The 13893-nt window shown below is 70.3% G+C and carries 10 protein-coding genes; 7 read left to right on the plus strand and 3 right to left on the minus strand.

The genetic code is table 11. From position 1 onward, the window contains the following. Positions 1–3: 3 nt before the first annotated feature. A complete protein-coding gene (gene sitA6, locus Q664_RS51345) occupies positions 4–690 on the minus strand; it encodes a SitA6 family polymorphic toxin lipoprotein (protein WP_052517486.1) in 687 nt (228 codons plus the stop codon). Positions 691–908: 218 nt separating this feature from the next. On the opposite strand from sitA6 (Q664_RS51345), the gene zwf reads away from it, so the two are divergent. The 3 genes from zwf (at position 909) to Q664_RS00390 (ending at position 3885) form a co-directional block, all read left to right on the plus strand. Next, on the plus strand, positions 909–2342 hold the full coding sequence (zwf, locus tag Q664_RS00380; protein WP_084609433.1) for a glucose-6-phosphate dehydrogenase: 1434 nt from the start codon (positions 909–911) through the stop codon (positions 2340–2342). A gap of 100 nt (positions 2343–2442) precedes the next feature. Beyond that, complete coding sequence (locus Q664_RS00385) at positions 2443–3024, plus strand: HdeD family acid-resistance protein (protein ID WP_052517487.1); 582 nt, start codon at positions 2443–2445, stop codon at positions 3022–3024. A gap of 42 nt (positions 3025–3066) precedes the next feature. Continuing rightward, positions 3067–3885: a class I SAM-dependent methyltransferase gene (locus tag Q664_RS00390; RefSeq protein WP_235216497.1), complete on the plus strand. Its 819-nt coding sequence runs from the start codon at positions 3067–3069 to the stop codon at positions 3883–3885. Positions 3886–3922: 37 nt separating this feature from the next. Here Q664_RS00390 and Q664_RS00395 read toward each other — a convergent pair whose 3' ends face one another. Then, the gene (locus Q664_RS00395; RefSeq protein WP_043388452.1) at positions 3923–4810 is read right to left on the minus strand and encodes a hypothetical protein; all 888 of its coding nucleotides are present in this window, start codon (positions 4808–4810) and stop codon (positions 3923–3925) included. A gap of 371 nt (positions 4811–5181) precedes the next feature. On the opposite strand from Q664_RS00395, the gene Q664_RS00400 reads away from it, so the two are divergent. Beyond that, positions 5182–8316, plus strand: a complete 3135-nt coding sequence (locus Q664_RS00400; protein ID WP_043388544.1) for an ATP-binding protein — start codon at positions 5182–5184, stop codon at positions 8314–8316. Between the two features lie 18 nt (positions 8317–8334). Here Q664_RS00400 and Q664_RS00405 read toward each other — a convergent pair whose 3' ends face one another. Further along, complete coding sequence (locus tag Q664_RS00405; protein ID WP_043388454.1) at positions 8335–11067, minus strand: M1 family metallopeptidase; 2733 nt, start codon at positions 11065–11067, stop codon at positions 8335–8337. A gap of 465 nt (positions 11068–11532) precedes the next feature. Here Q664_RS00405 and Q664_RS00410 point away from each other — a divergent pair, with 465 nt between their 5' ends. The 3 genes from Q664_RS00410 to sitA6 (Q664_RS51350) are packed head-to-tail and all read left to right on the plus strand — an operon-like array spanning position 11533 to position 13892. Continuing rightward, positions 11533–11970 carry a GNAT family N-acetyltransferase gene (locus Q664_RS00410; protein WP_043388457.1) on the plus strand — a complete coding sequence of 146 codons (438 nt, stop codon included), beginning with the start codon at positions 11533–11535 and terminating at the stop codon, positions 11968–11970. Positions 11971–12027: 57 nt separating this feature from the next. After that, positions 12028–13176: a pyridoxal-phosphate-dependent aminotransferase family protein gene (locus Q664_RS00415; RefSeq protein WP_043388546.1), complete on the plus strand. Its 1149-nt coding sequence runs from the start codon at positions 12028–12030 to the stop codon at positions 13174–13176. 35 nt (positions 13177–13211) lie between these two features. Next, positions 13212–13892, plus strand: coding sequence for a SitA6 family polymorphic toxin lipoprotein (gene sitA6, locus Q664_RS51350; RefSeq protein ID WP_481954989.1), 681 nt, complete (start codon positions 13212–13214; stop codon positions 13890–13892). Position 13893: the final 1 nt, after the last annotated feature.

The following is a 13893-nucleotide window of genomic DNA, read 5'->3' on the forward strand; positions in this document are numbered from 1 at the left end:
AGCTCAGTCACAATAGTAGGGCACGAGCGGACGCTCATGGACTCCAAATCGTGACATCAGCTCGAACGCGAACTGCCAGATTCGCTCCGGAGATGTAACGGAGTTCTCGTACTGGAACTGCCGCCAGGCCTCGTTCCACTGACCGCCTTTGGAACCCCCGCTATGCAGCCACCGGTGAAAGCTCTTGGGAAGGCGAAGCGTGAAGGCATGAATGTCGATCTTGTTGCGCTTGAACCATCTGGCCAGCTCCTGCGGGAAGATGTGGTGCTTTTCCATGGGCTCCCGTGCGGTGATGCACGGAGGGCGGAGTGCCAGGGCCGCGTACCGGCCGCGGATGTTCCAGTTGTGCCAGGGAATCTCGAAGACAGGTTCCGTGCCCAGGGGGGCGACCAGGGGACGTCCCCACCAGCGGCTGGGGTTGGGGGCCGGAAGCGGAAGGCGAGCGCCGTTCGCCCACGCCAGGAGCACCGGAGGAGCATCCGCTTCCACCACGTCCTGGCACCGCCACAGGGCACAGCGCTCCTCGTCGCACAGCGGCACCATGCAGCTCGGGTCCGCTCGGGCCTCCTCCCAGGAGGCCACCGCGTCCAACGGCTCTTCTTCCTCGCGCACGGCGGAGGTCGAGGTGGCACAGGCACTCAACCCTACACAGAGCAGTGCGATCCAGGTCTTGAGGGGCGGGAAGCTCATCCGCCCACTGTACTGGCGGATGAGCGCCAGCCCTTCACTTCTCGCCGTCGAACACCCGGGAGCGAGCAGGCGAGCCAGGGCCGCTCGGCCGTCCTGTCTTCGCTCGGGGACTCGTGGGCTCCGGCGGGCGCCCCCGGGTGACACCGCTGCCGTGTCACCCGCCTGGTGCACAGGTTGACGAAAGCACCCACGTGGAGAAGAAGGGAGGAAGGTGAGCCATGGCCGCCGCACCCATCTCGGACGCACTCGTCTTCTTCGGGGCCACGGGGGACCTCGCGTACAAGCAGATATTCCCCGCGCTGCAATCCCTGGTGCTCCGCGAGCAACTGACGTGTCCCATCATCGGCGTGGCCAAGGCGGGCTGGGGGCTGGAGCAGTTGCGCGAGCGGGCGCGCGCCAGCCTCCGGGAGCATGGCATGTTCGACGAGGGGAACTTCCAACGCTTGTGCCAGTTGCTGCGCTACGTGGACGGGGACTACCGCGACCCGCGGACGTTCACCCGGGTGCGTGAGGCACTCGGGAACGCATCGCGTCCGCTGCACTACCTGGCCATTCCACCGAGCCTCTTCGCCACGGTGGTGGAGGGGCTGGCCCAGGCGAGCTGCCTGAAGCAGGCGCGGGTGGTGGTGGAGAAACCCTTCGGGAGGGACCTGGCCTCCGCGCGCGCCCTCAACGAGACGCTGCACCGCTTCCTGCCCGAGTCCGCCGTCTTCCGCATCGACCACTTCCTGGGGAAGGAGCCGGTGCAGAACCTGCTCTTCTTCCGCTTCGCCAATGTCTTCCTCGAGCCCATCTGGAACCGGCAGCACGTGCGCAGCGTGCAGGTGACGCTGGCCGAGCGCTTCGGTGTGCAGGGGAGGGGCGCCTTCTATGAGGAGGTGGGCGCCATCCGCGACGTGTTGCAGAACCACCTGTTGCAGGTGATCGGGCTGCTGACCATGGAGGCGCCCTTCTGCTCGGACCCCGAGAACCTTCGCGACGAGAAGGCCCGTGTCTTCAAGGCCATGCGCTCGTTGGATCCATCCAGCGTGGTGCGGGGCCAGTTCCGCGGCTACCGGAGCGAGCGGGGCGTGTCTCCCTCCTCGCGGGTGGAGACGTTCGCCGCGGTGCGGCTGTTCATCGACTCCTGGCGGTGGGCGGATGTGCCCTTCTACATCCGCGCGGGCAAGTGCCTGCCCGCCACCGCCACCGAGGTCTTCGTGGAGCTCAACCACCCGCCGCGCCCCATCTTCGAGGAGCCCACCCTGGCCTCCCCCAACTCGGTGCGCTTCCGGCTCGGTCCCGACGTGCTCATCTCCCTCGGTGCTCGCGCCAAGCGGCCTGGAGGGGCCATGCGCGGCGAGGATGTGGACCTGGTGGCCATCCAGCACCGGGGCGGGACGATGAAGCCCTACGAGCGGTTGCTCGGCGATGCCATGCGCGGAGACGTCTCGCTCTTCGCGCGCCAGGAGACGGTGGAGGAGGCCTGGCGGGTGGTGGACCCCATCGTGGGAGGTGCCACTCCGCTCCACGAGTACGAGCCCGGCACCTGGGGCCCGCACGAGGCCGACGCGCTCATCGCTCCCCATGGCCGCTGGCGCTCCGTACCGGGCGCGGCGGAGCACTCCGAGGCGGCCCACCACGAGGAACCAGCCCCGGCGGCCATTCATTAGCACCGGCGCCAGGAGGGGAGGGGAGCACGAGAGGCTTGCCGGTACCGGGGAGCACTCCCAGGTTCGTGGTGATGCAACCCGGTTTCCCGAGAGGCTCGTCATGCCCATCACCGACTCCAACCGCACCTCCACCCAGAATCCCCGCACCACGGCGGGCCTGTGGGGCGGTCCCTTCGTGGTGGGGCTGCTCCTGACACTGCTCGGCGTCGTGGCGTTGGGCGCGGTCGTGCTCACCAGCCTCTTCTCGGTCATCTTCTACGGCGCCATGCTGGCGGTGGCGGGCGCCTTCGAGATCGGCCACGCCTTCCGCATCCGCAAGACGGGGCCCTTCTGGATGTTCCTGCTGGGAGGCATCCTGTCGCTCGTGGTGGGCGCCATGCTGATGGCCCGGCCGGGCATCGGGCTGGTGGCGTTGACGCTGCTGATGGCCGGGTACTTCTTCGCGAGCGGCCTCTTCCGGGGCATCACCTCCCTCTCGGACCGTTACGAGGGGTGGGGATGGGACCTGGCCTATGGCCTGGTGTCCGTGGCGCTGGGCGTCATCATCTTCGCCCAGCTGCCCACCTCCTCGTTGTGGGCGTTGGGCATCGTGGTGGGCGTGGAGATCCTCTCCCGGGGCATCGCCCTCATGGCGGGCGCGCTCGCGGTGCGTGGGGTGTTGCACCGGCGCATCCCCGCGTGAGCGGAGGGACTCACGAGCGGGCGCCCTTCCGGGCGTCTGTCCATGAGCGGCACCTCGGGCTACTTCGACGAAGACGCGGGGCACGCCCGACATTACGCTCTCCTCATGCTCGGTGACGCCTTCCTGCTGCTGCATACGGATCTGCCTCGCGAGGGACCTGGGAGCGATGAGTGCACCCGCGAGGCGCTCCGCCGTTTGCGACCGCTTCTTCCTCCAACTCCCCGGGTGCTCGACCTGGGGTGTGGCCCCGGCAGGCAGACGCTCGTGCTGGCGAAGGAACTCGGCACGTCCATTACCGCCGTGGACTCGCACGAGCCCTTCCTGAAGCGGTTGGAGGCCGAGGCGGCGGCCCAGCGACTCGGCGGCCTGGTGCGCACGCGGCGCGCGGACTTCGCGGCGCTCGAGGACGCCCCGGGCAGCGTGGACCTCATCTGGTCCGAGGGCGCCATCTACATCCTGGGCTGGGGCGCGGGGTTGCGGCGGTGGCGCCCGGTGCTTCGCGAAGGAGGCCTGCTGGCCGCCAGCGAGGCGACGTGGCTCACCGACTCGCCTCCCTCCGAGGCCGCCGACTTCTGGCGCGAGGCCTACCCGCGCATGGGCACCATCGCCTCCAACAGCGCCACGGCGCGCGAGGCCGGCTTCGAGGTGCTGGACACCTTCGTGCTGCCGGCTCCGGCGTGGTGGGACGAGTACTACCATCCGTTGGAGGCACGCATGGCCGCCCTGCGCGAGCGCGCCCGCGGCGACGCGGACCTCTCCACCGCCATCGCCGAGACGGAGCGGGAGATAGAGCTCTACACCCGCTACGGCGCCTCCTACGGCTACGTCTTCTACCTGCTCCGGGCCCAGGGCGGGCGTTGAGGCGCGCCGGGCCCCGTGCCGTGGAAGCCCACGTGCTTCAGCGGCAGGGGCCGCAGTCCAGCGCGCAGTCGTCGTAGCGGTTGCTGCTGCCACAGGACTCGGTGAACTGGCAGATGCCGTCACCGCACACGACGACGTCCTGGGTGCGCAGCCGGGTGGTGATGGGGCGGTAGCTCCTGCCGTTGCGGGTGCAGCGCGTGTAGTACGTCCCGGTGGGGTCCAGCGTGCAGCTCGCCTGACAACCGCCGATGTGGACGAGGGGCGGGCATTCGTTGCTCCCCTCGAGCGCGCACGCCCTCAGGCTGCTCTGCCACGGGGCCAGCGGAGCCTGGTCATTGCCGACGAAGAAGCCCTCGCTGGTGAACATGTTGCCGAAGAAGCACGCCTCGCGCACCGAGAAGTCCGAGAGCTCCGTGTCCGTGTAGGGAATGAGTTGTCCCTGCGCGTTGGTGCCCAGCACGGAGACGCCCACCGAGCGCCCGAACTTGTTGACGAGCGCCGCGACGCACGCGGTGACGACCTGCTGCTCCTCCACGGTGGCCGGCGCGCCACCGGACCAGCCCGGCGCCAGCCCCAGGCTCCCGGGCCACGTATAGGTGAACCACCCGTCCGAGAAGGTGCGGTACTGCCCGGCCGGTACGGCGCAGCGGACCAGGTACTTCATGAAGAGGCTCGTCGTCAGCGGGCCCTGCTGGAACCATGAGGTGAAGGTGCTGCTGGCCAGTCCGTTGAACGCCAGTCCATTGAAGGCCAGCCCGTTGAAGGCCAGGCCATTCATGGTCAGCCCATTCATGGTCAGCCCGTTGTCGTCCTCGAGCCCCTGGATGGAGGTGCCCACGTCCGGAGGAGGCGCGGGGGCTTCCCCGTCCACGGGGCCGCAGCCCACGGCGAGTGTCAGCAGCAGTGCTCCGCAAGTGCTCTTCATGTCCTTCCCCCCGGAGCCCGAGCGTGAAGTCTCCGCCCCGGATGGCGTGGTGCGAAGCGGGCTCCACGGAAGAAAGTGACGTTGTTTCTGTAACTCCGATACAGCCTCCAGCTCGGGCCGCACTGGAGCGTTGCCGGTGAACGTTCACCGCGTGGACTGGAAGACACCCCGGGAGGTTGTCGTCGGGCATTGGACGATTCGCGTTTTCCTGGCGTGGCCAGGGAGGGGCGAGGGGAGTCGGCTCTTGGCGGATGGTTCGCGTGCTCCGTGTGGTGGTGCACGAATGGAGGGTGGGGGGGGCGCGAAATTCCGGCCTCACGGTCATCATCATTGCAGGCGAGGGAGAGCGGGTGATGGGGAGCCTCCTGCACATGTTTCCAACACTCACCACCACGGACGGCCCGGGAGTCGGGGGGGCTTCGAGGCGGCGCTCTCCGTCCGTCGAGGCTCCCACCGGCACGGTGGCACTCGTCTTCACGGACGTGCAGGACTCCACGCGGCTGTGGGAGCGGTGCGGCGGTGGGATGCGGACGGCGCTGGAGGTACACGACCGGGTGCTGCGCGCGCTGCTGGCCGAGCACGGCGGTTACGAGGTGAAGACGCAGGGGGACTCCTTCCTGGTGGCCTTCACCTCGGCGGTGGAGGCGGTGCGCTGGTGCCTCGAGGCGCAGCGGGCGTTGTTGTGCGCGCCCTGGCCGGAGGAGTTGCTCGCCGAGCCGGACGCGGCGGAGGAGAAGGGGCCGGGCGGCTGGGTGTACCGGGGCCTGCGGGTGCGCATGGGGGTGCACCTGGGGGTGCCGGAGTGCCGTCTGGACGAGCAGACGGGGGAGATGGACTACGTCGGGAGGATGGTGAACGTGGCGGCGCGCGTGGCGTCGGCCGGCCATGGCGGGCAGGTGCTGGTGAGTGGGGCGGCCTGGGCCCGGGTGGAAGGGGAGTTGGCGGCGCTGGGCCAGCCCCGGGTGCACGCGCTGGGCGAGTACCACCTCAAGGGGCTCGAGGAGGCCGTCACGCTGGTGGAGGTGGGGCCCGCGGAACTGGCGGAGCGGCGCTTCGAGGCGCTCCGGGTGCAGCGGGTGCAGCGGGGCCAGGTGCCGGCCGAGACGGGGGAGTTGATTGGCCGGTGCGAGGAGCTGGCGGCGCTGCGGAGGTGTTTCGACACGCAGGCGCGGCTCGTCACGTTGCTGGGTCCCGGAGGCATGGGGAAGAGCCGGCTGGCCACGCGTTTCGGCAACCAGGAGCTGGAGGCGCGCACCTGGGAGGGCGGGGCGTGGATGTGCGAGCTCACCGACGCGTCGACGGTGGGCGACATCTGCCACGCCATGGGCCAGGCGCTGGGCGTCGCGCTCACCCGCAGCGGCGAGGACAGCGAGCCGGCGGAGCGGCTGGGGCGGGCCCTGGCCGGGCGCGGGGACGTGCTGGTCATCCTCGACAACGTGGAGCACGTCATCCAACACCTGCCGGCCACGCTGGGCCGCTGGCGCGCGCTGGCACCCCGGGCCCGCTTCCTCGTCACCTCGCGCGAGTCGCTGCTGCTGCCCGAGGAGCGCGTCATCGACCTGGAGCCGCTGCGGGTGCCCGAGGAGGGCGAGACGCGCCCGGAAATCCTGGGCCGCTGTGACGCCATGCGCCTGTTCGTCCAGCGGGCCCGGGCGGTGCGCGGAGGCTTCGAGCTGACGGAGGCGGAGGCCCCGTTGGTGGCGGACATCGTCCGCAAGTTGGATGGCATTCCGCTGGCCCTCGAGCTCGCGGCGGCGCGCACCAACCTGCTGGGCGTGTCGCAGATTCAGGAGCGGCTGTCCCGCCGCTTCGAGCTGTTGCGGGGCGCGCGGCGCGACGGCTCGGCGCGGCAGAGCACGCTGTGGGGAGCCATCGACTGGTCCTGGAATCTGCTGGAGCCGGCGGAGCGGGCGGCGCTGGCGCAGTGCTCGGTGTTCCGCGGGGGCTTCACCCTGGAGGCCGCCGAGGCGGTGCTCGTGTTTCCTCCGGGTGGGCCGGACGTGATGGAGATCATCCACTCGCTGCGCACCAAGTCGCTCTTGCGCACCTACGCGCCGGACGGGCTGCCCGGGGAGCTGCGGTTGGGGATGTACGAGAGCATCCGTCAGTACGCGTCCTCCCGGCTCGCGGAGCGGGGCGAGGGGCCGACGTTGGCGGCGCGCCACGCGAGCTGCTACCTGGCGATGGCCCGGCGGCTGAGCGCGCGGATGCGCGGGGAGGGGGGGGAGCTGGCCTTCCGCCGGCTGGCGTTGGAGCGCGAGAACCTGCTGGCGGCCTGTGACAACGCGCTGGCGGTGGTGCCCGCCACCGAGGGCTCCGTGGAGCGGGCGTTGGGCGCGCTGGTGGCGCTGGAGCCGGACGTGACGGCGCGGGGCCCGGTGGGGATTACGCTGTCCCGGTTGGACCGGGCGCTGGAGCTGGCATCCTCCTTGGACGTGGAGCCGCAGCTGCGGGCCGAGGCGCTCGCGGTGCGGGGCCGGACGCACCATGGCGCGGGCCAGCTCGCCGCGGCCTGGAGGGACCTGGAGGCGGCGCGCTCCGCCTTCGCTTCCCTGGACGCGGTGGACCGGACCAAGCGCGTACTGGTGGACCTGAGCATCGTGGCCCGGGACGAGGGAGACATGGGCACGGCGTGGGAGCTGGTGCAGGAGGCCCAGGAGCTGCCCTCTCTGGGAGACCGGTGGCTGGACGGGTACGCGGTGGGCAACCTCGGAATCCTGGAGCTGGGGCGGCACGGGGCCGGGGCGGCGCTGCCACACCTGCGCACCGCGCTGGAGCTGTTCCGCGCCGCGGGAGACGTGGCCTTCGAGGTGGGCTTCCTCACCAACCAGGCCATGGCGATTGGCGAGGGCGGAGGCACGTCGGAGGCGGTGGTGCTGCTGGAGGAGGCCATGGAGAAGGCCTCGCGCGTGGGAGACAGGGCGGGGCACGCGCTGGCGCGGGTGAACCTGGGCTGCTTCCTGCTGGACGCGGGCCGGGCGGCCGAGGCCCGCGAGCACCTGGAGGGCGCCGTGCGCATGGGCCGGCAGCTCGGCATGCGCATCCTGGAGGGCGTCGCGTTGGGCGAGCTGGGCCGGGCCCTGGTGGCGCTCGGAGCGCTGGAGTCCTCGCGCGCCCGCCTGGCGGAGTCCATCTCCATCCTGGAACGGGTGTCTCGCTGGCACGCGCTGCGCTTCACCGCGCACCTGGCCTCGGTGCAGGCGGCGCTCGGAGAGCTCGTGGCGGCCCGGGATGGTTTCGCCTCGCTGGAGGTGACGCCCGAGCTGCGCGACGACGCCGTGCTGCGCGAGCTCTCCTCGCTGCTGCGGGCCTCGCTGGACCTGGCCGAGGCCGCGCGGAGTGCTCCGGGCAGCGAGGCGGGGATGAAGTGCCTCGCGGAGGCTCGGCGGCGCGTGGAGCGGGCGCGCGGTGCTCCGGCGGAGGCGGCTTCGTCGGACCTGCGCGAGGCCCTGCGGGTGCTCGGCCGGAACGTGCTGGAGGCCCAGGGGGACACCGCCCAGGCGTGAGCGGTGTCCCGGGCGGCTTCAGCGTTGTGTCGGCGTGTTCACGCCCTTGCCGAGGCCGCGGATGAATTCCCGCACACTCGGCTGATGGCGGCGCTCCGCCTCGATGCACAGCTGAATGGACTCGAGCGCTCGGGCGAGCGAGCGGGGCCCGCCCTCGATCTTCTCCACGCGGGAACGCAGGAAGGACTCGGCCTCGGCGCGCCCCTGCTCGTCGCAGAGTCCTCCCACCATCGCGATGAGCTGGTTCAGCTCATCCGAGCGCATCCGGCTGGAGAGCGTGTCGAACTGGCTCCGGTAGAAGTCCCAGGCCTGGGCACGTGACTCGGGGATGGAGAAGACGGTGTAGAGGATGGACGTCGTCTCGCGCACGTCGAACGTGTCTCCGGTCACCAGGGAGAGGGCCTGCTTCACGAGCTCAGGGTCGCGGAAGACGCCGAGCGCGCTGAGCAGCCGGGTGCGCTCGGTGCGGTCCTTCGCCACGCGGGCCTGGGCGAGCACCGTGTCGAAGAGGGCCTTGTCTCCCCCCTCGCGCACGGCCACCCGGAGGGCGGTATAGCCCACCTCCGGGTGCACGGCCTCGCGGTCCGCCAGCCACGCGCGGCCGAGCTTGCTGCCCTCCTGGGTGAGGGCGGGGTCCCGTCCATTGATGACCACGCGGCCGAGCAGCAGGAAGCGCAGCTGCTTCACGTCATCGCTCTCGCCCGGCTTGGGCGTCCAGCCCACGGCGCGGGCGCGGGCGCCATAGGTGTCGCGCAGCCAGGCCTGGTAGCGCGAGCGTTCGGCCTCGGGGAGCCGCTCGACCTTGACGCCGGAGAGGAGCTGCGCGCCGCGCTGGAGGATGAGGCGCTGGGAGTCCGAGGCGGTGGCGGGGACGAGCTTCAAGGCCTCGCCGAGCGGCACGTCCCCCCGGTCCACGGCGGCCTTCACGTCGGCCAGGAAGGCGAGGCGCTCCTGGGTGCTCAGCGTCCCCGGAGGAACGGAGAGCAGCCAGGCGAGCTGCTCGCGCGAGTAGCTCACGCGGTAGTAGCCGGTGCCGCCGGCGTTGAGGAGGAGCCACGAGGGGCAACCCTGGACGGGCAGCTCCACCTCCGCCGTGGGGGTGGAGAGGAGCGTGCAGGTGCGCGTGGCGTCCTTGCCCTTGCCGGCGCGCAGGCACACGGGGATGTCCCACGTCCGCGCGGTGGAGCCGGTGGAGCCGGCGGGGAGGTAGCGCTCCTGGGAGAGCGTCAGCTTCGGCGCCGTGCCCGGCTTGCACTGGAGGCTGGCGGAGACGCGGGGGACGCCGGGCTGGTCCACGTAGCCGCGGAAGACGCGGGCCGCGTCGGGCCCGAGCGACTCACCGAGCGTGGCGAGGAAGCCATCCGAGTCCGTCACCGCCCATTCATGCTTGCGCACGTGGGTGCGCAGCGCGTCGCGCAGCCGCTCCGTGCCGAGCCAGCCCTGGAGCATGGAGAGCAGGGAGGCGCCCTTGGAATAGGTGGTGCCGTTGTCGAAGGAGCCGATGATGTCGTCGTTGGTGGTGATGGGCTTGCGGACCGCGGGCGAGGTGATGAGGGAGTCCGTCTCGAGCGCGAAGACGGCCGAGTGGGCCTGGCCCTCCAGCGCGTACTGCCAGGCGGGGTCGAACTGGCCGGTGATTTCGTGGTCGAGCCAGGTGGTGAGGGACTCGTTGAGCCAGATGTCGTCCCACCAGCGGCAGGTGACGACGTCGCCGAACCAGTAGTGGGCCAGCTCGTGGATGGCGATGTTCACATAGGACTTGCGGCGCTGGAGCGTTTCCTCGCCGGGGCGGATGAGGGTGAGGGGCTGGCCGAGCGCGACGATGCCGGGGTGCTCCATGGTGCCCCAGAAGCGGGGCACCACCGCCACGTCGAGCTTCTCGTACGGATAGGTCTGGTCGAAGAAGTCCTCGAGCAGGGTGATGATGCGCGGGGTGACGCTGGCGGCGTAGGCCGTCTCGGCACCGCGGCCCCTGGGGACGATGAAGCGCAGGGGAACGTGGGCACGGCCGATGGTGCCGGCGTCCACCAGCTCGAAGGGGCCCACCACGAAGGCGACGAGGTAGCTCGGCATGGGGCGGCTCTCGGCGAAGGTGACGCGCTTGAGGCCCCCGGGCAGCGGCTCCTCGGAGACGATGGCGTGGTTGGCGAGCGCCGCGTGCTCCTGCTTCACGGTGAAGCGCAGCGTCCAGGGCACCTTGAAGCCCGGCTCGTCGAAGCACGGGAAGGCACGCCGCGCGTCGATGGGCTCGAAGAAGGTATAGAGGTAGGACTCGCCGCCCTCTTCCACGGCGTAGATGCCCTGGCTGCGCTCGCGGTCCGCGCGGCCGGTGAAGGTGAGGACGAGCTGGGCCGGGCCGGTGCCGAGCGTCTCGGGGAGCAGCACGCCGAGCCGGCCCTCGGTGGCGGTGACGGCGCGGGCCTCCAGCGTGCGGCCGTTGACGAGGACGCGGGCCCGCGTCACCTGGAGCTCCCGCGCGTGCAGCCACACCTGACGTACCGCTTCACGGACGTCCAGGTCCACGGTGACGGTGCCGGCGTAGGTGGGCTCTGCGGGGAGGAGCGTCAGGTCCAGCGTGTAGCGCACCGGCCGCACGGAGTCGGGCAGGCGCAACCGTGGAGGCTGGGGCTCGGGCCATTCCGGGGCGGCGGCCACGGGCGTGGAAGCCGTGGGGGCCGCCGGTGGGGCCTCGGGCGCATGGGCACAGCGAAGGGAGAGGAGAGCGACGAGAGCGACAGGTAACCAGCGCATGGGGCGCGAGGTTACCCGCCCGAAGGGGTCTGCGTCCGAGTGAGGAAGCCGTCTTGGAGTCTCATGCTCTACCGACTGAGCTATCTCCCCCATGAAGGAGGGGGGAGAGCCGGATTCGAACCGGCGGCCCTGAGAGTGACGAGCGTGTAGGGCCTCCTCGGCCGGACGCAAATGCTGTCAGAGAGAAATTGAAACGCCCGAGTGGAAAAGCCGTTTGACTGCTCGATTAATAGTCGAGTGCCTTTACCATTTGGCTATTCCCGCGCATGGTGCGGGAAGTTGGATTCGAACCAACAGAGGTGCGTGTAAGACCTCTCCTGCCGGGCGCTTCAAAGCTATCGCGGGGGGTCGGGCGATGCCGCCGTCGTTCCCGCCTACACTTGAAGAGACGCGAGCCGCCGTCATGTCCTGACACGCTCTTTTCCGGGGGATTTTCCGGGCGCAGGGAGGCGCTACCATCGCGGGATGGACTCCCTGGACGCGTTGAAGATGACGGTGGTGGAGGAGCCCTCCAAGGAGGAGCTCCGGGGGCTGATTCGCGGCCTGGTGCGGTACAACGAGACGCGCGCGGTGCCGGAGAACTCGAGGGACCTGGCCGTCTTCGTGCGCACGGAGGACGGGAGCCTGCTCGGAGGAGTGATGGGCTATACCCACTGGGAGTGGCTCTTCGTGAGCCACCTGTGGGTGGACGAGCGCCTGCGCGGGCACGGCTGGGGCGGTCGGTTGATGGCGAGCATCGAGGACGCCGCGGTGCGGCGGGGCTGCCACTCGGCGCACCTGGACACGTTCAGCTTCCAGGCCCTGGCCTTCTATGAGAAGCAGGGCTACACGCGTTTCGGAACGTTGCCGGACTATCCACGAGGCGAGAGCCGCTACTTCCTGAGCAAGCGCCTGACGAAGTAGAAGGCCGCAGGCCACCAACCCCGAAGAGGAGTACCCGTGAGCGAGAGAGATCTGCTGATGATTCCTGGCCCGGTGGAGTTCGACCCGGAGGTGATGCGGGCGCTGGGAATGAAGACGGCCAGCCACGTGGCGCCGGAGTTCATCGCCATCTTCGGGCGGGCGCTGAAGAAGCTGCGCGAGGTGTGCCTGGCGCCGTCGGCGCAGCCCTTCGTGGTGGCGGGCAGCGGGACGCTGGCGATGGAACTGGCGGTGGCGAACCTGGTGGAGCCGGGCGAGCGGGCGCTGGTGGTGAACACGGGATATTTCAGCGACCGGATGGCGCTGCTGCTGGAGCGCTACGGGGCGGAGGTGGTGCAGGAGAAGTGCGCGCCGGGCGAGGTGCCGGACGTGGCGGCGGTGGAGCGGGTGCTGGCGAGCGGGCGCTTCAAGGTGATGACGGTGACGCACGTGGACACGAGCACGGGGGTGCTGGCGCCGGTGGAGGCGCTGGTGAAGGCGGCGGGCCGGCACGGGGTGCTGTCGGTGGTGGACGGGGTGTGCGCCACGGCGGGCGAGACGTTCCACCAGGAGGCGTGGGGCGCGGACGTGTACCTGACGGCGAGCCAGAAGGCGATTGGCGTGCCGCCGGGGCTGGCGCTGCTCACGGTGAGCCAGAAGGGGATGAACGCCTGGCGCTCGCGGAAGACGCCGGTGCGCTCGCTGTACGCGGACTTCGCCGAGTGGCTGCCCATCATGGAGGCGTACGAGGCGGGCCGAGCCGCCTACTTCGCGACGCCGCCCGTGAACCTGGTGTACGCGCTGGACGTGAGCCTGGGGCAGATCCTCCGCGAGGGGATGGAGGCGCGCTTCGCCCGTCACCAGCGCATGGCGCGGGCCTTCCGGGCGGGCTGGAAGGCGCTGGGGTTGAAGCTGCTGCCGGTGAACGAGTCCGTGGCGGCGAACACGCTGAGCGCGCTGTACTACCCGGAGGGCGTGGACGTGGCGATGATCGGAAGGGCGCGCGAGCAGGGCGTGGTGCTGGCGGGCGGACTGCATCCGGAGTTGAAGACGCGTTACTTCCGGGTGGGGCACATGAACGTGGTGGGCCCGGGGGATGTGCTGGCCACGGTGGGCGCGGTGGAGCGGGCGCTCGCGGCTGCGGGCCACAAGGCGCAGCCGGGAGTGGGCGTGGCCGCCGCCCAGACGGAACTGCTCACGGCGCGGTGAAAGAGGGGCCGTAGCGGTGGTGTAGGGTGGGCGGGATGAGAGTCGTGCCCTGGAAGAATTGGCTGGCGCTGCTCGGGTTGTTGCTGAGTGCGTGCGCGACGACCTCGGAGCCCGGAGAGAGTGGGTTCGCCGAGGACGTGGACCCCGTGGCCTCGTGGGAGGAGGCCTGGGAGGACCCGAGCTGTGTGGTGCCCCTGTGTGACGGGGAGCGCTGCGGGCTCTGGCGGTGCCAGGACGTGGAGGAGGTGGAGGAGCACCCGGTGGTGCTGGCCCTCGCCAACGGGAGCCTCCGTCCGCCGCCCAATCCGACCCGCTGGTGGGGACGGCCGCTGGCGGTACCTGGGGGCCGGGAAGCGGTCTTCGAGATTCCATGGCACAACTGGAACATCCGCGGGCAGTACGCGCCCCGGGTGCTCAAGCCCCCGTGCGTCCGCTCGTGGGAGCCGCTCGAGAAACATCACATCTTCCCTCAGGCGTTTGCGGGGTGGTTCAAGCTCAAGCCCGTCGACATTCACGCCTATACGATTCGACTGCCCAGGAGCTTTCATCAGTGGTTACACAGCGGTTCATTTCCAGGAGGGCAGTGGAACGAGGCCTGGCATCGGTTCAAGGACAAGAATGAAGACGCCACGACGGAAGAGATCTGGCGTTTCGCTGGCGAACTCATGGCTCGGTTCCGAGTGCATGGTCCACTCGTGTCCTACTACTGCGAATGAG

The organism is Archangium violaceum Cb vi76 (assembly GCF_000733295.1).
Taxonomy (GTDB): domain Bacteria; phylum Myxococcota; class Myxococcia; order Myxococcales; family Myxococcaceae; genus Archangium; species Archangium violaceum.